This window comes from Paenarthrobacter sp. E2MeOHC11 (assembly GCF_058744955.1).
Genome location: NZ_CP196673.1, coordinates 3,950,316 through 3,971,672, shown reverse-complemented (window position 1 = coordinate 3,971,672; position 21,357 = coordinate 3,950,316). Strand labels below are relative to the sequence as shown.

Here is a 21,357-nt window from a genome sequence, read left to right as displayed (position 1 = left end):
CAGTGCTTGTTTGTGGTCCCGCCGGCTGGCTGGCCATGGAATGTCGAACGAGAAGCAGCCGGTCATGAAGATCACCGTCCAACGCAGTGGGGGAATCGCCGCGATGACACGCGTCTGGAGCGTGGAGGCTGTCTCCCCCGATGAGAAGGAACGATGGGTTCCGATTGTTGAGGCCTGCCCGTGGGACGAAGCGAAAAGCCAGCCCCGTTCAGCTAACGAACCGGACCGGTTCATGTACTCCATCAGGGCGGGCCAACGCCGCGCCACCCTCCCCGACCGTGCCGTCACAGGCCCGTGGCAGGAACTGGTGGAGTGCGCCAAGGCTGAGGGCTCGGAGTCCCGTGGTCGCCTCGGGAGCCGGCGCTAACGGTCCCGGTTCCCCTAGACGGCCTCAGCCAGCTGCCCCCGGAAGGCACGCCGGTAACTCTGCGGGCTGGTATCCAGCACCTTGGTGAAATGATGGCGGAGCAGCACCGAATGCCCGAACCCTGCTTCCCTGGCGATCTCGTCAATGTTCAGTTCTGTGGTCTCCAGTAGCTCCTGTGCCCTCAAGACCCGTTGCGAATTGAGCCACGCGGCAGGAGTCGTGCCGGTTTCGGCCCTGAAGCGGCGCGCGAAGGTTCTGGGAGACATGTGGAGACGTGCGGCGAGTTCATTCACGCTGTGTTCCTCGTCCAGGTGTTCCACCATCCAACGCAGGAGCTCCTCCATGGGCGCTGAACCACAGCGCGGCATGGGGCGGTCGATGAACTGGGCCTGGCCGCCGTCGCGATGGGGCGGAACCACCATGTCGCGCGCGATGGCAGCGGCGACGTTTGCTCCCAACTCGACGCGGACGAGGTGGAGGCAGGCATCGATTCCGGCTGCGGTGCCGGCGCTGGTGATGATGGTTCCGTCCTGCACATAGAGGACGTTCTCATCCACGATGATGTCCGGATAGCGGCTGGCCAGGTCTTGCGAATAGTGCCAGTGCGTGGTGCAACGGCGCCCGTCCAGCAGACCGGCACGGGCCAGTGCATAGGCTCCGGAACAGATGGACATCACCCATGCGCCGCGCGCGTGGGCGGCCCGCAAGGCATCCATGACCGACTCGGGGACCTCTTGGTCCCGGCCGAAAGGCGCCATGATGACCAGGTCCGCATCGGCTGCTGCCTCAAGGCCCAGATTCACATGCAGTGAGAGGCCGGACTTCATGCGGATGTCCCCAGGCTCGGGGGCGACCACCCGGAAATCGAAGGCCGGAACTCCGGCGTTTCGGTCCGATCTGTCGATGCCGAAGACCTCGAAGGCCGTCCCGAATTCGAAGATCGAGAAGTTGGGTACAACGATCACCGCCACTGATTTCAACATAACTCCAGTGTGGCAGAAAATTGTCTAAATGGGGCATTTCTGCCACTGTTTCTTGGTCTGCCACAGGAGCAGGCTTGAGGCATGGAAATCTTCGGAATCATCCTCTTCATCGTCCTCATCACCGCCGTCGCAGCTACCATCTCCGCCCTGTTGAAGGATGGTCGCGGACATAACCCGCCCGTCAGCTCCAAGGAACCGTGGAGCGCCTTCGACGCTCCGAGCAGCCCGTACTGGAACCCCCGCATCTACTAGGGGCATGCCAGTCCACTGCAAGGTCCACCACGCCATAACCAACCGACGCCCGTCCGTTCAAGGAATTCTGCAGGATTCCCCCAACGGCGGGCGTCCCTATTTAAGGGCTGCATGTTTCCTGGCTCTCACGCCTCGGACACATGGACTAGATTCACTTGCATGATCCAAACCTCTGCCCGGTTGCTCCAGCTGTTGTCGCTGTTGCAGGTTCGTCGGGAATGGACAGGCCCCGCCCTCGCTGACCGCATGGGCGTTACCGAGCGGACGGTCCGACGCGACATCGATAAGCTTCGGAACCTGGGATACCCCATCCATGCCTCACCCGGCATCGCCGGGGGCTACCAGCTTGGAGCCGGCGCGCAGCTGCCACCCCTCCTCCTGGACGACAACGAAGCATTGGCGGTCGCCTTGGGCTTGAACTCGGTGGCCGCAGGTCCGGTAGCCGGAATCGGCGAAGCTTCGGTCCGCGCCCTGGCAAAGCTGGAACAAGTCCTGCCATCCCGGCTTCGTCCCAAGTTCGCCATGCTGAAAGCCGCTGTCACCACGCTTCCCAGCAACGCGGCGACAGTTGATCCCCAACAGCTGACCGTTGTCTCAGCCGCCATATCAGACCGGCGCCAGATTTCCTTTGACTACGTCAAGTCCGACGGCGAATCTGCTCGGCGGCTTGTGGAACCCTACAGGTTGGTGGACACCGGCCGCCGCTGGTATCTGGTGGCCTGGGATGTGGACCGCGAGGATTGGCGGACCTTCAGGGCTGACAGGTTCGCTACCCTGCCGTCCGAACGCAAGAAATACTTACCACGTCCGCTGCCCGCGGAAGACTTGGCTGCCTACGTGCAGCAGTCGATCACCCGCTCGCCGTACAGGTTCGATGTCGTGGTGCGACTCCGCGCGCCGCTGGCCGAGGTAGCCGCCGTCGTGAATTCCCAATACGCGACGCTGACAGCAGACGGCCAGAGCGCCACCATCCTGAGCTCCGGATGGGACAACCTGGCCGCACCGGCCGCGTATCTGGCCGCGCTGGACATGGACTTCGAGATCCTCGAGCCCGAAGAATTCAGGTCCTTCGCCCGGCACCTGTCCCGCCGGCTCACCGCAGCAGCCGGGACTGTGACGGAAGCAGCGGACGCAGGACCCCGGCCACAGTAGACTGGCAGCAGCCATGACACTTCATATTTCCTACCCCGCAGAGCTGCCCGTCTCCGAGCGCCGCGAGGATCTGATGGCGGCCATCGCCGCAAACCAGGTGACCATCATTGCCGGCGAGACCGGCTCGGGCAAGACCACCCAGATCCCCAAAATGTGCCTCGAGCTTGGCCTTGGAGACAAGCGCCTGATCGGGCACACCCAGCCGCGCCGCCTGGCTGCCCGCACGGTGGCCGAACGCATCGCGTCGGAGCTCGGCGTCGAGATCGGCCAGGAGGTCGGCTTCCAGGTCCGCTTCACCGGCGAGGTGAGCGCGTCCACCAGGATCAAACTGATGACCGACGGCATCCTCCTTGCCGAGATCCAGCGGGACAAACTGCTCCGGAAGTACAGCACCATCATCATCGATGAGGCCCATGAACGCAGCCTCAACATCGACTTCATCCTGGGCTACCTCAAGCGCATCCTCCCCCAGCGCCCGGACCTCAAGGTCATCATCACCTCGGCCACCATCGATCCCCAACGCTTTGCCAAGCACTTCGGAAACGACGAAGAGCCCGCGCCCATCATTGAAGTTTCCGGACGCACTTACCCGGTGGAGATCCGTTACCGTCCGCTGTCCCAGCCAGCCGGCGCGGACGAAGAAAGTTCGGACGACGAACTCGAAGAAGACCGTGATCCCCTGGATGCTGTCTGCGACGCCGTAGACGAACTCGCCAAGGAAGCTCCGGGCGACATCCTCATTTTCTTCTCCGGCGAACGCGAAATCCGTGACGCGGCGGAGGCCATCAATGGCCGCATCCAGACCAACCGCCGCCTAGCCGGGACCGAAGTGCTGCCACTGTTTGCCCGCCTAAGCCTCCAGGAGCAGCACAGGGTCTTCAACCCTGGTGGCAAGCGACGCATCATCCTCGCTACCAACGTGGCGGAGACATCCCTGACCGTCCCGGGCATCAAGTACGTGATCGACACCGGAACGGCCCGCATCTCCCGCTACTCGCACCGGACCAAGGTCCAGCGCCTTCCCATAGAGCGCGTGTCCCAGGCCTCGGCCAACCAGCGCTCCGGTCGTTGCGGCCGTGTGTCCGAAGGCATCGCGATCCGCCTGTACTCCGAGGAAGACTTCGAGTCGCGTCCCCAGTTCACCGACCCGGAAATCCTCCGAACCAACCTTGCTGCCGTCATCCTGCAAATGACGGCCATGGGCGTCGCCCGCGGACCCAAGGATGTGGAGAACTTTCCCTTTGTGGAACCCCCGGATTCCAGGGCCATTAACGACGGCGTCACTCTCCTGCGCGAACTCGGTGCCTTGAGTTCGCCCACGGCGGCAGACGCCGGCAGTAACGGTCGCAGCGGCAGCGGGCTGACCGCCGTCGGGCAGAAGCTTGCCCAGCTGCCTGTGGATCCGCGGCTTGGCCGGATGATCGTGGAAGCCGGCAAGCGCGGCTGCGTCCGGGAAGTCATGATCCTCGCGGCAGCCCTCACCATTCAGGATCCGCGCGAACGGCCAACTGACAAGCAGCAGCTCGCTTCGGAGAAGCACGCGCGGTTCCGCGATGAGATCTCGGACTTTACGGGCTTCCTCAACCTGTGGAACTACATCCAGGAAAAGCAGCGCGAACTGTCTTCCACGCAGTTCCGCAAGCTGTGCCGCAATGAGTTCATCAATTACTTGAGGGTCCGCGAGTGGCAGGACCTGTTCACGCAGCTCAGGCAACTGGCCAAGCCCTTGGGCATCGCGTTGGACAACAAGCGCGAGGCCGATCCCGTAGGGAACTATGAGGGCATCCACATCAGCCTGCTGTCCGGGTTATTGAGCCACATTGGCCTCCTCGATGAGCGCAAGCGTGAATATGCGGGGGCCCGCGGCAGCCGCTTCGCCATCTTCCCCGGCTCAGCCCTGTTCAAGAAGTCTCCTGCGTTTGTCATGGCTGCGGAGTTGGTGGAGACGAGCCGCCTTTGGGCGCGTGTCGCCGCGAAGTTCGATCCCCTGTGGGCCGAGCAGGTAGCCCCGGACCTGGTGAAGCGTTCCTACAGCGAACCCCATTGGTCTTCCCGGCAGGGCGCCGTCATGGCCCATGAGAAAGTCACGCTGTACGGCGTGCCGATCATTCCCAACCGCCGGGTCAATTACGGGCGCGTCGATCCCGAGCTCTCCCGTGAGCTGTTCATCCGCCACGCCCTGGTGGAAGGCGAATGGAAGACGCACCACAAGTTCTTCCACCGCAACCGTGCCTTGCTCCAGGAGATCGAGGAACTCGAGACCCGCATGCGCCGGCGCGACATCCTTGTGGACGACCAGACGCTGTTCGAGTTCTACGATGCACGCGTTGGCCCGGACGTTGTCTCCGAGAGGCACTTCGACAAGTGGTGGAAGGATGCCCGCCACGCGGATCCCAACCTCCTGGACTTCGACCAATCGCTGTTGATGAGCGAAGACGCCGAGGCACTGGACGACTCCGCGTATCCGAAGACCTGGCTGCACAAGGGCTTCGAACTCCCCCTGAGTTACGAGTTCCATCCCGTGGCGCCGGGATCGGCACCCAACCCATCCGATGGTGTCACCGCCGAGGTTCCTGTGTTGTTCCTCAACCAACTCGATGATGCCCCCTTCCGTTGGCAGATTCCGGGGCAACGTGCAGAGCTGGTGACGGCCCTCATCAAATCGTTGCCTAAGCAGGTACGGAAGAACTTCGTCCCTGCCCCTGATGTGGCCCGGCAGGCCACGGCCGCCCTGGAGGCAGACTTCGACCCCGCCGCAGACGACCTCGAAGCGTCATTGGAACTCGTACTCCGCCGGCTCCGTGGGCACGTCATTCCGCCCGGATCATGGAATTGGGATGCAGTACCGTCCCACCTGCGCGTGAGTTTCAAAGTGGTCGACAGCAAAGGCAAGGTGCTGGACGAAGGCAAGGACCTCGCCGAACTCCAGGAGAAGCTGGCTCCTGCCACACGCCGCGCCATAGCGGAGTCGCTCGGCGCCACTCCCGCAACGACGTCGCGCGCCAAGGGTGGCAAGGGAACCGGCAGCGCCAACAGCCAACCGTCGACGGCGGCCGTTACCAACGCAACAGCTGGCAACGGAGCGGTGGCGGAACGCAGCGGAATCACCGAATGGGACTTCGGCACCGTGGAGCGTCAGGTCACACGCACCGTGAAGGGCCATGACGTCACTGGCTTCCCTGCTGTCGTTGATGAAGGCAAGTCGGTCGCCCTTCGGGTATTCCAGACCAGGGCTGAACAGGAAGCCGCCATGCGCGGTGGTGTCATCCGGCTCCTGGCGCTGCGAATTCCGCCCCCGGACCGATACGTGCTGGAGCACCTGAGCAACATGGAAAAACTGACCTTCAGCCAGAACCCGCACGGCTCCGTCAGCGCGCTGATCGCGGATTGCGCCCTTGCTGCCATCGATAAGTTGACGCCGCAGGACTTGCCGTGGGACAGGCCGTCTTTCGATGCGCTGTATGAAGTAGTCCGGGCAGAACTGATCGATACTGTCTTCACGGTGACTGCCGTCGTCGAGCGCATTTTGGCTAGTACGCGCCGCATCCAGAAAGAGCTCAAGTCCAACGCCAGCCTGCCGCTGATCACTGCCCTTAATGACATGAAGAGCCAGCTGGAACAACTGGTCTTCCCCGGCTTCGTGGCACAGACGGGCTACGCACAACTCAGCCAGCTGCCCCGGTACTTGCAGGCTATCGAGAAGCGGCTGGAAAAACTGCCGGGAAACGTCCAGCGTGATGGCCTGAATATGGCGATCGTACAGGCCCTGGAGGACGACTACGACGACGCTGTTTCTGCGCTGCTTCCCGGACGCAGGGCAGGGACGGAGTTAACCCGCGTGCGCTGGATGATTGAGGAACTGCGGGTGAGCCTGTTCGCCGTGGAGCTGGGCACCGCCTATTCGGTGTCGGAAAAGCGCATCCGCACGGTGCTCAACCAGGCCCTGGCCCCCGCCTAGCGGCAGACAAAGGAAAACCCGGCGGAGCTGATTAAGCACCGCCGGGTTAACTAGTCCCGGAGCTCAGTCTTCGGGGACAGCATCTCCGTGTCCGGCCGTCCGGAGTGCGGCACGAAGCTTTACTGCCGTGGCATCCATCACTGCGGGGTCCGGGTTATGGTCTACGTTGTGGACTTCAAAGTCCGCGGTGGAGTAGGCCGGCCACACATGCACATGCAGGTGCTCCACCTCAAACCCCTCCATGAGGACGCCCACGCGCTTGGCGTCGAAGATCTTCTCCTGGACCTTGCCGATGCTCTGGGCGACGTCCATGACTTTGGCCAGGAGTTCCGGGCTGGCATGTGTCCACGAGTCCACTTCTTCGCGCGGCACCACCAAGGTGTGTCCGTGCGTGAGCGGAGCGATGGTGAGGAAGGCGACCACATCCTCGTCCTTCCACACGAAGCGGCCGGGGATCTCGCCATTGATGATCTTGGTGAACAGCGTGCTCATGCGTCTGCCCTTTCCGATGGTTTCTGAAGTGTTGCTGTGTCCAGCACGAAACGGTACTTTACGTCACCGGCAACCATGCGGTCGTAGGCCTCGTTCAGCTGTTCGGCCCCCACGATTTCCACGTCGCTGGTGACTCCGTGTTCCGCGCAGAAGTCCAGCATTTCCTGAGTTTCCGCAATGCCGCCGATCAACGAACCCGCGTAGGCGAGTCGGCGGCGGATGAGCAGGCCCGGGCTGACCGGCGGCATGTCGTCGGCAGGAAGGCCCAGCTGGAACAGCGCCCCATCCAGGCGAAGCGTCCGGAAGTAGGGGTTGAGGTCGTGCGGCGCGGCGACAGTATCAATGATGACGTCGATGCTGCGGTTGGCGGCCTCCATGGCGTCGGCGTCCTTGGAGAGAACCACGTGGTCGGCACCAAGTTCCCTAGCGGCGTCGAACTTGGATTCGGAGGTAGTAAACACAGTGACTTCCGCCCCCATGGCCTTGGCGATCTTGACGGCCATGTGCCCCAGTCCGCCCAACCCCACAACGCCTACGGAGTCGCCTTCTTCGACGTCGAAGTACCGCAGCGGGGAGTAGGTGGTGATTCCTGCGCACAACAACGGCGCTGCCGCAGCGGGGTCGAGGGCTTCTGGAACGCGCAGCACGAAGCGCCTGTCAACCACCACCGACGTCGAATAGCCGCCTTGGGTGACCGCGTCACCGTGACGGGGGTCGGCAGCGCCGTACGTGCCGATGTTGCCCCGCTCGCAGTACTGCTCCAGGCCATCGAGGCAGCTCCCGCATTCGCGGCAGGAGTCCACCATGCAGCCGACACCCACCCGGTCACCCGGCGCAAAGTCCTCCACTGCGGTGCCCACGCGGGTTACCCGGCCAACTATCTCGTGGCCAGGGACCAGCGGGTAGGGGGGAATTCGCCACTCCCCCCGCGTCGCGTGCACGTCGGAGTGGCACAGGCCGCAGAATTCAACCGCGATCTCTACGTCGTCCTCAGCAGGTGCACGGCGGGAGACAGTCAAGGGAACCAGGCCACTATCGGGGGACGTAGCGCCATAGGCTGCAGCAAGGGTTTCCTTACCGGTTACGCTGGTGTCCAGGGTGATGGGTTTGGCAAGGGGCGGGGGCACAGGGCGTCCGGGGGTCATGATCCGACGCTACTCCCGGCAGCTGTGCTTGTGCCACTTGCGCCAGCGTGATCAGGGGCACCCTCAGGGCCCTCGTCAAAAGGATCGCTTCCAACGGCTACGGGATTCGCGGCGTTGTTGGACCATTGCGAGAAGGATCCCGGGAACAATTCCGCCCGGTAACCAGCAATCTCCAGAGCCGCGATCTCGTGGGAAGCCGTCACCCCGGAGCCGCAATACACGGCAATGCGGGCTGACCCATCCACGCCCAGCTCCTCGAAGCGTCGTTTCAGTTCCTCCGCCGGCAAGAAGGTCCCCTCGCCCGTGACGTTTGCCGTGGTCGGTGCGCTCACAGCGCCCGGAATGTGTCCCGCCCGGGGGTCGATCGGCTCCACTTCGCCGCGGTAGCGCTCTCCCGCCCGGGCGTCCAACAGCACGCCGTGGCTGTGCCACTGAGCCGCTTCCTGCTCGGTAATCGCTGGCATGTTGCCCGCGCCCAAGAGGACATCTCCGACGGCGGGAGTCACCTCACCGGATTCCACCGGGTAACCCTCCGCACGCCAGGCCGCCAAACCGCCGTCGAGCAGGTAGACCGAGGAAGCCCCGGCGTTGCGCAGCATCCACCAAACGCGTGCTGCAGCCATGCTGCCGCTGTTGTCGTACGCAACCACGGTGTCGCCGTCGTTGATTCCCCACTTTCGCGCGGTCTCCTGGAAGTGTTCGCGCGACGGCAACGGGTGCCGGCCACGGCCGGGCTGCGCGTGGTCTGCGAGCTCAGTGGGGAGGTCCACGTACACTGCGCCGGGCAGGTGCCCGGCCAGGTATTCACTATGCCCGTCAGTCCGTCCCAACACCCAGCGGACATCCAGGAGCACAGTGCGCTCCCCGGATTGGAGGCGCTCGTGCAGTTGTGACGAACTGATCAGCGTGGACATAAGTTCTCCTTCGTTCCGGCGGCCGGTCTTCCCGCGCAGCTGCTGGTGCTGCCGCCGCCCGGAATCCAGCCTAGGCTTATCCAGTGAGCAATTCGTGCATTCAGGACAGGGCATGGGCCAGCGAGGCCATCCGCAAGATCGAGGCTGAGAACAACCGCTCGGCGGACACGCACCTTTACGCGGTTCCCCTCCCGGAACATTGGGGGGTCCAGCTGTATCTGAAGGATGAGTCGACCCACCGCTCGGGCAGCCTCAAGCACCGCTTGGCGCGATCGTTGTTCCTGTACGGCCTGGTCAACGGATGGATCACGGAGGGCACCACCATCGTGGAAGCCTCCAGCGGCAGTACTGCCGTGTCCGAGGCTTACTTTGCGCGGCTGATTGGCTTGCCCTTCATCGCCGTCATGACCAAAACCACCAGCCCCGAGAAGATCGCCCTGATCGAGGACTTTGGCGGCGCGTGCCTGTTGGTGGACCATGCGTCGGAGGTCTATGCCGTGGCCGAGGAAACCGCCCAAACGTCCGGCGGCTACTACATGGATCAGTTCACATATGCAGAACGCGCCACAGATTGGCGGGGCAACAACAACATCGCGGAGTCGATTTTCGACCAGCTCGCCCTTGAGGAACACCCGATTCCCGACTGGATCGTGGTGGGCGCGGGCACCGGTGGCACCAGCGCGACCATTGGCCGCTACCTGAGGTACAACCGCTACCCCACGCGCCTGGCCGTAGTGGACCCGGAAAACTCCGCCTTCTACCCCGCTTGGCGCGACGGCGACACCGCCGCAGCCACGGGCCTGCCATCACGAATCGAGGGCATCGGCCGTCCAAGGTCTGAACCCAGTTTCGTCCCTGCGGTGATCGACCACATGATCCAGGTGCCCGACGCCGCGTCCGTTGCCGCCATGCGCCATCTCCGCAAGCTCACGGGCCTGCACGCAGGGCCCTCCACCGGGACCAACCTGTGGGGCGTCTGGCAGTTGGTGGCCGGGATGGTGGCTGAGGGGCGTCAAGGCAGCATCGTTTCACTCATGTGCGACAGCGGCGACCGCTATGCAGGCAGTTATAACGACGCCGGCTGGCTGGCGGCCAAGGGCCTGGATCCTTTACCGCACGAAGCAGTCCTGGAGCGGTTCCACAACACGGGGGCTTGGACAGGCTAGACCTCTACTGAGTCGCGCGGCGCAAGGCGTTGGTAGCTGGTCCCGTAGCGGGCGCCGATTCGGGTCACGTGGCCCTCCACGATGCCACGTCCCAGCTCATTGAGCAGTGCGTCATGGACCGGAAACGCCCTGGGAGCGCGGACTGAGATGACGAAGTCCACCACCTCGCCCACCTTGGACCACGGGGCATGGATGGGCACCAGGAGGGTTTTGACGTCAATCCCGTCCGGGACGACGAAGGAGTCCCCCGGGTGGAACACATTTTCGTCCACCAGGTAGCCGATGTTCGCCACCACCGGGATTTGCGCGTGGATTACCGCGTGCTGGCCGCCGAACGTCCGCACGCTGAATCCTGCGGCTTCGAAATCAGAGCCGGGCTCCACGGCGTGCACCCGTTCGGCCACGTCGCCATCTTCCCGCAATGCCGTGGCAATACCTGCAGGAGCATGGACTTCCAACGATGGATTGCTCCGCATGGCTGCCAGAACGGCCGGACGGTCTATGTGGTCATTGTGCTCGTGAGTGACAAGTACGGCGTGGGCCCCGCTCAATGCTTCCTCCGATTCGGAAAACGTTCCAGGATCAATGACCAGGACGTTTCCCTCCTTCTCCAACCGGACACAGGCGTGGGTGTACTTGGTGAGCAGCATGTCCTCAGCCTAGGACCACCGGCTGACAGTTTCCAACCCTGCCCTGCTGGTAAAATTGGGGTTTGCCAGCATCCCCACGGAAGTGAGTCTTTCCATGCCACACGGCACCAATTCCGCCACGACCGGCCCTGCGGCGCCGGCCACCAGCGGTGTCAAGGAGCAGCGTGTCACCAAGCAACGCTTGGCCGTCAGCGCCGCACTGGACGAATTGGATGACTTCGTCAGCACCCAGGAGCTATACCGGTTGCTGCAGAACAAGGGCATTTCCGTGTCGCTGGCCACTGCGTACCGCATCCTTCAGTCGTTGGCCGATGACGGACTTATTGATGTCCTCCGCAATGGCGAAGGAGAAGCGGTCTACAGACGTTGCGCTGTCACGGGACACCACCACCACTTGCTGTGCCGCAACTGTGGGAAGGCAGTGGAAGTGGAAGCACCCGCCGTCGAAACCTGGGCTGCACGAACTGCCGCCGAACACGGTTTCACTGAGGTGGCCCACACCGTCGAAATCTTCGGACTCTGCCCGGAGTGCACCGCGAAAAAGGCTGCCGGCAAGCTCTAGAGTGCGCCCGCGGGCTGGTCCCGTGACACTCGGCCGTTAAGCCCCCTGTTGGTCCGGACCCGTCCAATGACCCGGCACACCACGTAGATCAGGAATGACAAGGTGGTGACGTAGGGGCTGATGGGGATCCGGCTGCCGAGGGCCAGGAGGATGCCTCCCACAGTGGCAGTCATCGCGAATACCACGCTCAGCAGCACCACCAGGCGAGGCGAAGTAGTCACGCGCAGCGCCGCAGCCGCGGGGGTGATAAGCAATGCAAGCACCAGCAGCGCACCGACAATCTGGATGGACAGCGCCACGCTGATGCCCAGCAGCACCATGAACCCGATGGCCAGTCCCCTGACCGGAACGCCCCGGGCTTCAGCCATTTCGGGGTCCACGCTGGCGAAGCTCAGCGGCCGCCAGATAGCAGCCAACGCTGCCATCACCACCACCGCTGTCCCGGCAAGAACCTGTAACTGGACGGTGTCCACGGAAACAATCTGACCGGTCAGCAGGCCGAATTTGTTAGCCGCACGGCCCTCATACAGCGCCAGGAACAAGATGCCCAGGCCCAGGCCGAACGGCATGATCACGCCAATGATCGAGTTCTTGTCCCGCGCCCTCACGCCCATGAAACCAAGCAGTACTGCTGCAGCCACCGAGCCAATCAACGAACCAAAAATGATGTCGGCACCAATCAGCAAAGCGAACGCCGCACCGGCAAAGGACAACTCGGAGATGCCATGGACCGCGAAGGCAAGGTCCCGCTTCATGACGAAAGTGCCAACCAAGCCACCCAGCAACCCCAGTACCGCACCGGCCCAGATGGAGTTCTGGACAAGCACCAGCAACTCGCCATAGTTCTCGAAGTTGAAAATGGTTTGCAGGATGTTGTCGGGATCCACTTAGAATTCCTCCCCGGCATTAGCGTGGGCTTCGTCGTGGAAGTGAGTGGTTGCGTCGGGAAGACCGACGACGACGATCCTTCCGTTGGTGTGGATGACCTCCACATGGCTGTCGTAAAGCTCCGAAAGGACTTCCGTGGTCATGACTTCCTGCGGCGTCCCGACACGGAACTGGCCGCCGGCCAGATAGAGGACGCGGTCAACATAATCCATCACCGGGTTGATCTCATGGGTCACGAAAACCACAGCGCTGTTGCGCTCATGGCACTGCTTGTTGATCAGCGAGCTCACGCCCTGCTGGTGGTGAAGGTCCAGAGAAAGGAGCGGTTCGTCGCACAGGAGAACTTGCGGCTCCGTGGCCAGCGCTTGCGCCACCCTGAGCCGTTGCTGCTCGCCACCGGACAGTTGCCCCACCGGAACCTTTGCGTAGTCCGATGCCCCCACCAACTCCAGCAATTCGTCGACACGCTGGTTGACCTTTCCTGCAGAAAGCCGCATGCCCCAGCGATGCCCATCAATGCCAAGTCCCACCAGGTCCCGGGCGCGCAAAGGCGTATCCGGAGCGAACGACTTTTGCTGCGGGATGTAGCCGATGCGCTTACTGCCGCGCTCCACGGGGTGACCACCGAGAGTCACTGATCCGGAGTGCAGCTCCTGAAGTCCGAGGAGGACTTTCAGGAAGCTTGTCTTGCCACTGCCGTTCGGGCCAAGGACTGCGAAGAACTCTCCCGGATTAATGTCCAGATCAAGATCCCGCCAAAGCGTCCTCTTGCCGAACTGCAGGCTCGCTCCGCGGAGGCTCACTACCGGTGTCAAAAGTTGTCCTCGATCCACGCGCTCCGGGGAACGCATTCTGATGCCGCTCGTGTTCGCGACTGGGTGGTGGCAGCAAAAGGCCCCGCAGCCATCCCTGAATATCTTAGGACGCGGGCGGGGCCCTTCACCGCAATTTGATGCTGGTAACGCTACTTCTTCAATGCTGCAGTGACGGCTTCCACGTTGTCCGTCATCCACTGGACGTAGTCCTTGCCGTCAGGCAGCGTCTCAGTGAAGTTCACCACCGGCACACCCGCAGCCTCGGCGGCCCGCTTGACGGCTTCGGTCTGGGGTCCTTCGGTCTGTTCGTTGTATGCCAGGAACCGCACGGAGTTGGCACTGACCAAGTCCGTGGTTTCCTTCAATACAGCGGCCGGGACATCGGTTTCCTCTTCAATGGCGGCGCTGTAGGCCTCGGGAGTCTTATTCTCCAGGCCCGCCGCTTCCAGCAGATACAGCGGCACGGGCTCAGTGACCGCTACCGGCGCGTGCTCGTTGGCCGCCTTGACGGCGTCGAGTTTTCCAGTGAGGTCAGTGAGCTTGGCTTTGAACGCGTCGGCATTGGCCGTGAACGTCGCGGCCGATCCCGCATCCAGGCTGCCAAGCTTGGCGGCAACTGCGTCGGCCACCTTGCCCATGGTGGCCAGGCTGTACCAGACGTGTTCGTTGAACTCACCGTGATTGTGCGCGTGGTCCGCTTCGCTGTGGGCTTCCTCGCTGTGTCCCTCTCCTTCCGGAGCAAGCCCGGAAATTTCGACTGCGCTGATCATGTTCTCGTGGCCGACCTTGGTTTCATCAGCAATCTTGTGGAGGAACTCGTCATAGCCTCCGCCGTTCTCCACTACGAGCTTTGCCTTGGAGATGACCAACTTGTCCTGGGCAGATGCCTCATAGGAGTGCGGGTCCTGGCTGGTCTTGGTGATGATGGCGCTGACGTTGACTTTATCCCCACCGATTGCTTTCACTACGTCGCCGTAAACATTCGTGGAGGTGACCACCTCGATGGCGCCGGACGATGACGGATTGGTGGCCCCAGCCGTACCGGCACAAGAAGAAAGCAGGAGGGCGGCAATACCTGCGGAAGCGGCCATGGACAGGCGGGCGGCGGAACGACGCACGAGGACCTCGGATCTACTCAAAATGAGAATCAAACACAATTACTGGCAGGTTCCAGTGTAGCCCTAAATAGGAATGATTCCTATTTAGACGAGACTGGCGCCGATCGGTTTCGATCGGCGCCAGTTTGTTCTGTCGTTCCACTACGTTCGTTTATTTCGTTTGCTGGTCTCCGTAGCGGCGGATGCCGGTCGCCTGCGTGGCGTCGCGAATCTCGCCAACCAACTGTTCAATGACGTCCTCGAGGAAGAGGACACCCTGTGTTTCTCCGCCAGTGCCGATAACACGGGCAAGGTGGGAGCCGGTGCGTTGCATGACGGACATTGCCTGCTCGATCTCGTCATCCGGCGCCAGGTTGGCCAGAGAGCGGATGCGCCCTTCGGCGATGGGATGCCTTCTGCCCTCATCCGGGATGGACAGGATGTCCTTCACGTGCAGGTATCCGGCGAGTTCGCCGTCGTCGTCCACCATCGGGAACCGGGAGAAGCCCGTACGGCTGACCGCCTTTTCCAGGTCCACCGGGGTGGAAGCCGTCTTCAGCACCACCAGCTTGTCCAGAGGAACCATGATGTGCGAGGCCGTGTGCTCCGAGAACTCAAGGGCACCACTCAACAAGCCTGCTTCGTCGTCCACCAGGCCATGGCGTGTGGACTCCTGCACGATCGACTGCACTTCCTCCAGCGTGAACGACGAGGACACTTCGTCCTTGGGCTCGATCTTCATCAGCCGCAGGATGTGGTTGGCCAGCCAGTTCAGCGACCAGATGATCGGGTTCACCACGCGTGCAATGAACATCAACGGGGGTGCCAACACAAGCGCAGCTTTGTCCGCCACGGAAACCGAAATGTTCTTGGGAACCATCTCGCCAAAGGTGACATGCAGGAACGTGACGAACAGCAGGGCAATCGCAAACGCGATGACGTCCGCGAGTTCCACCGGAACGCCAACCAGCTCAAGAGGCTCAGCCAACAAATGGTGGATGGCTGGCTCGGCAACCTGAAGGATCAACAGGGAGCAAACAGTGATACCCAACTGGGCACAGGCGAGCATCAGCGAAACGTTTTCCATGGCACGCAGTGTTGTCTGCGCCCGCTTGGACCCGGCTTCAGCCAAGGGCTCGATCTGGCTGCGGCGTGCCGACATGACGGCAAACTCCGCGCCCACGAAGAACGCGTTGCCGATCAGGAGAACGACGAGCCATACGATTCCTACCCAGTCGCTCATACGGCACCCGCTTCATGGCGCGGCTTATCCGCATGCTCTGCTGTGGACTCGTCCAGCGCCACATGATGGAAACAGATCCTGTCAATCCTCCGGCCATCCATCCTGGTCACAGTGAGCGTCCCGCCCACTGTGTCCACGACGTCGCCCGTCTTCGCAATGCGGCCAAGCTGGCTCATGACATACCCGCCCACGGTTTCATAGGCAGACTCGTCAGGAACGATGAGATTGGGGATCTGCTCCGACACTTCGTCCGGCCTCAGCAGCCCCGGGAAGTACCAGTCACCGGACGCGCTCTGCAGCACTCCCGGACGGACCTTGTCGTGCTCGTCAGCGACTTCGCCGACGATCTCCTCCACCAGGTCTTCCAAGGTGGCGATGCCCGCTGTTCCGCCGTATTCGTCCAGCACTACGGCAAGCTGCAGGTTGCCTTCGCGCAGTTCGGACAGCAACGCATCCAGGTGGATCGTCTCAGGAACCTGGAGGACGTCGGTCATGATCGCTCCGGCCTCCAGTTTGGCCCGGCGCTCGGCCGGGACAGCCACGGCCTTCTTGACGTGCACCACACCGCGAATGTCGTCCGTGGAATCACCAATGACAGGGAACCGTGAATATCCGGTTCGCCGCGCGGCGTCGAGGATGTCGGCCACCGGCTGGTCGGCGTCGATCGTTTCCATGCGGATGCGTGGCGTCATGACGTCAGCGGCCGTGCGCCCGGAAAAGTTCAGGGTCCTAGCCACAAAGTTGGCCGTACCGGCATCCAAAGTCCCAAGCTCAGCTGAACGCCTCACCAGGGAAGCGAGTTCAGCGGGGGTCCTTGCCCCGGAGATCTCTTCCTTGGCTTCCAGGCCAAACAGGTTCAGCACCTTGTTCGAGAAACCATTCAGGACAACGATGGCCGGCTTGAAGACGGCCGTAAACATCAACTGAGGGCGGGCCAGCCGTTTCCCCAAGGGAAACGCCAGGGCAATGGCCATGTTCTTGGGAACCAGCTCACCCAATAGCATCGACAGGAGCGTGGCGAACGCCATCGCCACAATCAATGCCACGGAATGAACCACTTCAGCCGGGAGGCCCAGCAGGCCGAGGGGCCCCAGGAGCAACTGCCCAACGGAGGGTTCCATCACGAAACCCGTCAACAGCGTTGTCAGGGTAATGCCAAGCTGGCAACTGGAGAGCTGGGTGGAGAGCGACTTGAGGCACTTCAGCAGCGGGGCGGCAGCGTGGTCGCCGTTGTCAACCGCACGCTGAACGCTCGCCTGATCCAACGCAACCAGGGAAAACTCAACTGCTACAAAGAAGCCGGTGCCCAGAATCAAGGCGAAGCCGGCCAGAAGAAGAATCCATTCCACTTAGCGCATCACTCCATGAGTGGGCGCGTGCAATGGGGGGAACACCTGCGGCGCGGGGAGTCGCCCCGGCGGAGGCTGGTCGGGTCCCGCGGACGCGTGGTCCGTGGAACCACCGGCTGTGAGCGCCGGCGCGTGATGGGCATGTGAACGGGTATTGCCGGCTCGACGGGCACGCTGTGCGGAGTTGCCAGATTGGCTCCCCCGACAGTTCCCAGGCCGGCACCTAGATTTACTGTCCATAAGGGTTTCAGTCTACAGTCCAGCGGCCGGGCGCCTCCAACGGCGGGCTTAACTCCGCGACAAAAAAGAAGAGCTTCTCCACTAAGTCAGCCGCAACATGATTTAGGTCACCACTATTGGCAGTTAACCAACGATCCTAACTAGACTGTCAGGGGTCTGAGTTCGCGGGACCCGGACCCTGTCCCATCGTTGCGGAAAAGCAACTTTGGCCAGCGGGAAAACAACACTCATGGAAGAGGCGTATTTCAAGTGCCAGAGCAGCCCAGCCACCGTCTACCAGAGGAATTTGGCGGAAACGAGTGGCTCGTTGACGAACTGTACGAGCGGTACCAACAGGACAAGAATTCGGTCGACACCAAGTGGTGGCCACTCTTTGAATCCTTTGCTTCTGCTGACGGCACTTCTTCCAACGGAACCTCCGCAGCTGCAACAGCTGCCAATCCCCCTACCCAAGTACTTCCCGTGGTAGCTCCGGCTGCAGCGGCTCCGGCACCGGCGCCGGCCGCTCCTGCAGCGGCGCCCGCCGCGGAACCTGCCGCACCGGCGGCTCCCGCCCCGGCAAAAAAGGCACCGGCAACGGTTGCCCGGGACGGAGCAAAGAAGCCCGCTGCCGGCACCACTGCCCAGCCCATTCCTGCCCAACTGCCCAAGAGCACCAAGGCGCCTACCGCACCCGAGGAAGACGTCGTTTCCGTTCTCCGGGGTCCGGCCAAGGCCATCGCCACCAACATGGTGACCAGCTTGGAAGTACCTACCGCCACAAGCGTCCGGGCAGTTCCCGCCAAGCTGCTCATCGACAACCGGGTGGTCATCAACTCCAACCTTGCCCGGGCCCGCGGCGGCAAGGTCTCCTTTACGCACCTCATCGGATACGCCGTTGTTCGCGCACTTTCCCAGTTCCCGTCGATGAACGTCTACTACGACGAAATCGATGGCAAGCCCAGCGCCGTGCAGCCGGCACACGTCAACTTTGGCATCGCCATTGACATGCCCAAGCCCGACGGCACCCGCCTCCTGATGGTTCCCAACATCAAGAAGGCCGAGACCATGGACTTCGCAGAGTTCTGGCACACCTACGAGGACCTCATCAAGCGTGCCCGCAACGGCAAGCTGACGGCTGATGACCACGCAGGCACCACGGTTTCGCTGACCAACCCCGGCGGCATCGGCACCGTTCACTCGGTGCCGCGCCTCTCCAAGGGGCAGGCTGCCATCATCGGCGTCGGCGCCCTTGACTACCCGGCAGAGTTCCAGGGTGCCAGCGAGAAGATCATCGCGCAGAACGCCATCAGCAAGATCCTCACCTTGACCTCCACCTACGATCACCGCGTGATCCAGGGTGCCGGCAGTGGAGAGTTCCTCAAGCTTGTCCACCAGCTCCTGCTCGGTGCGCAGAACTTCTACGATGAGATCTTCGAAGCCCTGCGTATCCCGTACGAGCCCGTCCGCTGGAGCCCGGACCTCCAAGTGGATCCCGCCGACGAGATCAACAAGGTTGCCCGCATCCAGCAGCTGATCCACTCCTACCGCGTGCGCGGCCACCTGATGGCCGACACCGATCCCCTGGAGTACGTGCAGCGCAAGCACCCCGACCTGGACGTGCTGACCTATGGCCTGACTTTGTGGGACCTGGACCGTGAGTGGCCCACCGGCGGATTCGGCGGCAAGCCGCAGCTCAAGTTCCGCGACATCCTCGGTGTTCTCCGTGACGCTTACTGCCGCACCACGGGCATCGAGTACATGCACATCCAGGAGCCGGCGGAACGCAAATGGTTCCAGGACCAGCTGGAGCACCCTTACTCCAAGCCAAGCCGTGAAGAACAGCTGCGCATCGTCTCCAAGCTCAACGCCGCTGAGGCATTCGAGACGTTCCTGCAGACCAAGTTCGTCGGCCAGAAGCGGTTCTCCCTCGAGGGTGGCGAGTCACTGATTCCGCTGCTCGATGCCGTGATCTCGGACGCAGCAGACGACGGACTGGACGAGGTTGCCATTGGCATGGCACACCGCGGCCGCCTCAACGTGCTCACCAACATCGCCGGCAAGACCTATGCACAGGTCTTCCGCGAGTTCGAGGGCACCCAGGACCCACGCTCCGTCCAGGGCTCGGGCGACGTCAAGTACCACCTCGGTACCGAAGGCACCTTCACCTCGGACAACGGCAAGCAGACCAAGGTCTACCTCGCCGCCAACCCGTCGCACCTGGAAGCCGTGGACTCCGTCCTTGAGGGCATCGTCCGCGCCAAGCAGGACCGGTTGGACCAAGGCGAGTCGTTCCCCGTGCTGCCCATCATGGTCCACGGTGACGCCGCGTTTGCCGGCCAGGGTGTTGTGGCTGAAACCCTCAACCTCTCCCAGCTGCGTGGCTACCGCACCGGCGGTACCATCCACGTGATCGTCAACAACCAGGTTGGCTTCACCACAGCGCCGTCGTCATCGCGTTCGTCCACGTACTCCACGGACGTTGCCAAGATGATCCAGGCTCCGGTGTTCCACGTGAACGGCGACGATCCCGAAGCAGTGGTGCGTGTTGCGCAGCTCGCCTACGAGTTCCGTCAGCGTTTCCACAAGGATGTCGTCATCGACATGGTCTGCTACCGCCGTCGCGGCCACAACGAAGGCGACGACCCCTCGATGACCCAGCCGCTCATGTACAACCTGATCGAAGCCAAGCGCTCCGTCCGGAAGTTGTACACCGAGTCGCTCATCGGCCGTGGCGACATCACCGAGGAAGAAGCAGAGCAGTTGCTCCGCGACTACCAGGAGCGCCTCGAGCGTGTCTTCGCTGAGACGCACGCAGCGCAGACCTCGCCGATCCCGATCATCACTGCGGATTCCGCTGCGGTCTCGGACATCGAGCGTCCCATCGCCCAGCAGGCCGACTTCGGTACCAACTCCCCTGCGTCCACCGCCATTTCCGCTGACACCCTTGCCCGGATCGGCAAGGCGCATCTGGAAATTCCCGATGGCTTCACGGTCCACTCCAAGCTCAAGCAGCTCCTGGAAAAGCGTGAACAGATGTCCCGCGAAGGCGGCATCGACTGGGGCTTCGGCGAAATCGCAGCCTTCGGCTCGCTGATCATGGAGGGCGTGCCTGTTCGTTTGGCCGGCCAGGACTCCCGCCGTGGCACGTTCGTGCAGCGTCACGCAGTCTTCCACGACCGCGCCAACGGCAACGAGTGGCTGCCCCTGGGCAACCTTTCCGATGACCAGGCCAAGCTGTGGATCTACGACTCCTTGCTGTCCGAATACGCAGCCATGGGCTTCGAATACGGCTACTCAGTGGAGCGTCCGGATGCCCTGGTCCTGTGGGAAGCCCAGTTTGGTGACTTCGTCAATGGCGCCCAGACCATCATTGATGAGTTCATTTCCTCGGCAGAACAGAAATGGGGCCAGCGCTCCTCGCTGGTGCTCATGCTCCCGCACGGCTACGAAGGCCAAGGTCCGGACCACTCGTCGGCACGTATCGAGCGCTTCCTGCAGATGTGCGCCGAGGACAACATGATCGTGGCCAACCCCACCACCGCGGCATCGCATTTCCACCTGTTGCGCCGCCAGGCCTACAGCCGTCCGCGCAAGCCGCTGATCATCTTCACGCCGAAGCAGCTGCTCCGGCTCAAGGGCGCCGCGTCCGCCGTCGAAGACTTCACCACGGGCGGCTTCCGGCCGGTCATTGCCGATCCGGAAGTACAGCCGGCTAACGTGGACCGGGTCATCCTGGTCTCGGGTCGCTTGTACTACGACCTTCTGTCCAACCGACAGAAGTCCGGCGACACCTCCACCGCGATTATCCGCGTCGAGCAGCTGTACCCGCTGCCCAAGGCTGAGATTGACGCCGAGCTGGCCAAGTACCCGAACGCTGACATCGTTTGGGCACAGGATGAGCCTGCCAACCAGGGTCCGTGGCCGTTCATGGGCTTGAACCTGGCACCGGAGCTTGACCGCAAGCTGCGCTTGGTCTCGCGCCCGGCTTCAGCCTCCACGGCTGCCGGTTCCATGAAGCGCCACGCCGCTGAGCAGGATGCCCTGATCAAGCAGGCGTTCGAACGCAAGTAAGCGAAACTGCCCGGCCTGAGGAGCGAATGCG

General features: G+C 62.6%; 17 protein-coding genes. 7 read left to right on the top strand and 10 right to left on the bottom strand.

The window, feature by feature from the left end; genetic code table 11:
* Positions 1-64 precede the first annotated feature (64 nt).
* Positions 65-367 carry a protealysin inhibitor emfourin gene (locus ACSSVG_RS18455; RefSeq protein WP_231341878.1) on the top strand — a complete coding sequence of 101 codons (303 nt, stop codon included), beginning with the start codon at positions 65-67 and terminating at the stop codon, positions 365-367.
* Between the two features lie 14 nt (positions 368-381).
* Here the strand turns inward: ACSSVG_RS18455 and ACSSVG_RS18450 are convergent, their stop codons facing one another.
* Positions 382-1,350: a GlxA family transcriptional regulator gene (locus ACSSVG_RS18450; protein WP_231341879.1), complete on the bottom strand. Its 969-nt coding sequence runs from the start codon at positions 1,348-1,350 to the stop codon at positions 382-384.
* A gap of 81 nt (positions 1,351-1,431) precedes the next feature.
* Between ACSSVG_RS18450 and ACSSVG_RS18445 the strand changes: the two genes are divergently transcribed.
* The 3 genes from ACSSVG_RS18445 to hrpA all read left to right on the top strand — a co-directional run bounded on the left by ACSSVG_RS18445 (position 1,432) and on the right by hrpA (position 6,712).
* Positions 1,432-1,602: a hypothetical protein gene (locus ACSSVG_RS18445; RefSeq protein WP_200846779.1), complete on the top strand. Its 171-nt coding sequence runs from the start codon at positions 1,432-1,434 to the stop codon at positions 1,600-1,602.
* Between the two features lie 159 nt (positions 1,603-1,761).
* A complete protein-coding gene (locus tag ACSSVG_RS18440; RefSeq protein ID WP_492415824.1) occupies positions 1,762-2,754 on the top strand; it encodes a helix-turn-helix transcriptional regulator in 993 nt (330 codons plus the stop codon).
* 13 nt (positions 2,755-2,767) lie between these two features.
* Entirely contained in the window at positions 2,768-6,712 is a 3,945-nt protein-coding gene (hrpA, locus tag ACSSVG_RS18435; protein ID WP_492415823.1) for an ATP-dependent RNA helicase HrpA, read from the top strand.
* A 63-nt stretch (positions 6,713-6,775) separates the two neighbouring features.
* Here hrpA and ACSSVG_RS18430 read toward each other — a convergent pair whose 3' ends face one another.
* The 3 genes from ACSSVG_RS18430 to ACSSVG_RS18420 are packed head-to-tail and all read right to left on the bottom strand — an operon-like array spanning position 6,776 to position 9,263.
* The gene (locus ACSSVG_RS18430; RefSeq protein WP_231341882.1) at positions 6,776-7,204 is read right to left on the bottom strand and encodes an HIT family protein; all 429 of its coding nucleotides are present in this window, start codon (positions 7,202-7,204) and stop codon (positions 6,776-6,778) included.
* Entirely contained in the window at positions 7,201-8,349 is a 1,149-nt protein-coding gene (locus ACSSVG_RS18425; RefSeq protein WP_492415822.1) for an NAD(P)-dependent alcohol dehydrogenase, read from the bottom strand. The genes ACSSVG_RS18430 and ACSSVG_RS18425 overlap by 4 nt, the downstream gene beginning before the upstream one ends.
* Positions 8,346-9,263, bottom strand: coding sequence for a sulfurtransferase (locus ACSSVG_RS18420; protein ID WP_231341884.1), 918 nt, complete (start codon positions 9,261-9,263; stop codon positions 8,346-8,348). Before ACSSVG_RS18420 ends, ACSSVG_RS18425 begins: the two co-directional genes overlap by 4 nt.
* An 83-nt stretch (positions 9,264-9,346) precedes the next feature.
* On the opposite strand from ACSSVG_RS18420, the gene cds1 reads away from it, so the two are divergent.
* A complete protein-coding gene (cds1, locus tag ACSSVG_RS18415; protein WP_231341885.1) occupies positions 9,347-10,429 on the top strand; it encodes an L-cysteine desulfhydrase Cds1 in 1,083 nt (360 codons plus the stop codon).
* Here cds1 and ACSSVG_RS18410 read toward each other — a convergent pair.
* Positions 10,426-11,079, bottom strand: coding sequence for an MBL fold metallo-hydrolase (locus tag ACSSVG_RS18410; protein ID WP_492415821.1), 654 nt, complete (start codon positions 11,077-11,079; stop codon positions 10,426-10,428). The genes cds1 and ACSSVG_RS18410 overlap by 4 nt on opposite strands.
* Before the next feature lie 94 nt (positions 11,080-11,173).
* Between ACSSVG_RS18410 and ACSSVG_RS18405 the strand changes: the two genes are divergently transcribed.
* Complete coding sequence (locus ACSSVG_RS18405; protein ID WP_231341887.1) at positions 11,174-11,641, top strand: Fur family transcriptional regulator; 468 nt, start codon at positions 11,174-11,176, stop codon at positions 11,639-11,641.
* Here the strand turns inward: ACSSVG_RS18405 and ACSSVG_RS18400 are convergent.
* The 5 genes from ACSSVG_RS18400 to ACSSVG_RS18380 form a co-directional block, all read right to left on the bottom strand.
* On the bottom strand, positions 11,638-12,528 hold the full coding sequence (locus ACSSVG_RS18400) for a metal ABC transporter permease (RefSeq protein WP_231341888.1): 891 nt from the start codon (positions 12,526-12,528) through the stop codon (positions 11,638-11,640). The two genes, ACSSVG_RS18405 and ACSSVG_RS18400, sit on opposite strands and share 4 nt — an antisense overlap.
* Positions 12,529-13,380: a metal ABC transporter ATP-binding protein gene (locus ACSSVG_RS18395; RefSeq protein ID WP_492415820.1), complete on the bottom strand. Its 852-nt coding sequence runs from the start codon at positions 13,378-13,380 to the stop codon at positions 12,529-12,531.
* Positions 13,381-13,493: 113 nt separating this feature from the next.
* The gene (locus tag ACSSVG_RS18390; RefSeq protein ID WP_492415819.1) at positions 13,494-14,495 is read right to left on the bottom strand and encodes a metal ABC transporter solute-binding protein, Zn/Mn family; all 1,002 of its coding nucleotides are present in this window, start codon (positions 14,493-14,495) and stop codon (positions 13,494-13,496) included.
* A gap of 118 nt (positions 14,496-14,613) precedes the next feature.
* Positions 14,614-15,684, bottom strand: a complete 1,071-nt coding sequence (locus ACSSVG_RS18385; RefSeq protein ID WP_492415818.1) for a hemolysin family protein — start codon at positions 15,682-15,684, stop codon at positions 14,614-14,616.
* Complete coding sequence (locus tag ACSSVG_RS18380; RefSeq protein WP_492415817.1) at positions 15,681-17,033, bottom strand: hemolysin family protein; 1,353 nt, start codon at positions 17,031-17,033, stop codon at positions 15,681-15,683. The genes ACSSVG_RS18385 and ACSSVG_RS18380 overlap by 4 nt, the downstream gene beginning before the upstream one ends.
* Before the next feature lie 489 nt (positions 17,034-17,522).
* Between ACSSVG_RS18380 and ACSSVG_RS18375 the strand changes: the two genes are divergently transcribed.
* Positions 17,523-21,326: a multifunctional oxoglutarate decarboxylase/oxoglutarate dehydrogenase thiamine pyrophosphate-binding subunit/dihydrolipoyllysine-residue succinyltransferase subunit gene (locus tag ACSSVG_RS18375; protein WP_492415816.1), complete on the top strand. Its 3,804-nt coding sequence runs from the start codon at positions 17,523-17,525 to the stop codon at positions 21,324-21,326.
* The last annotated feature ends 31 nt before the right edge of the window (positions 21,327-21,357 follow it).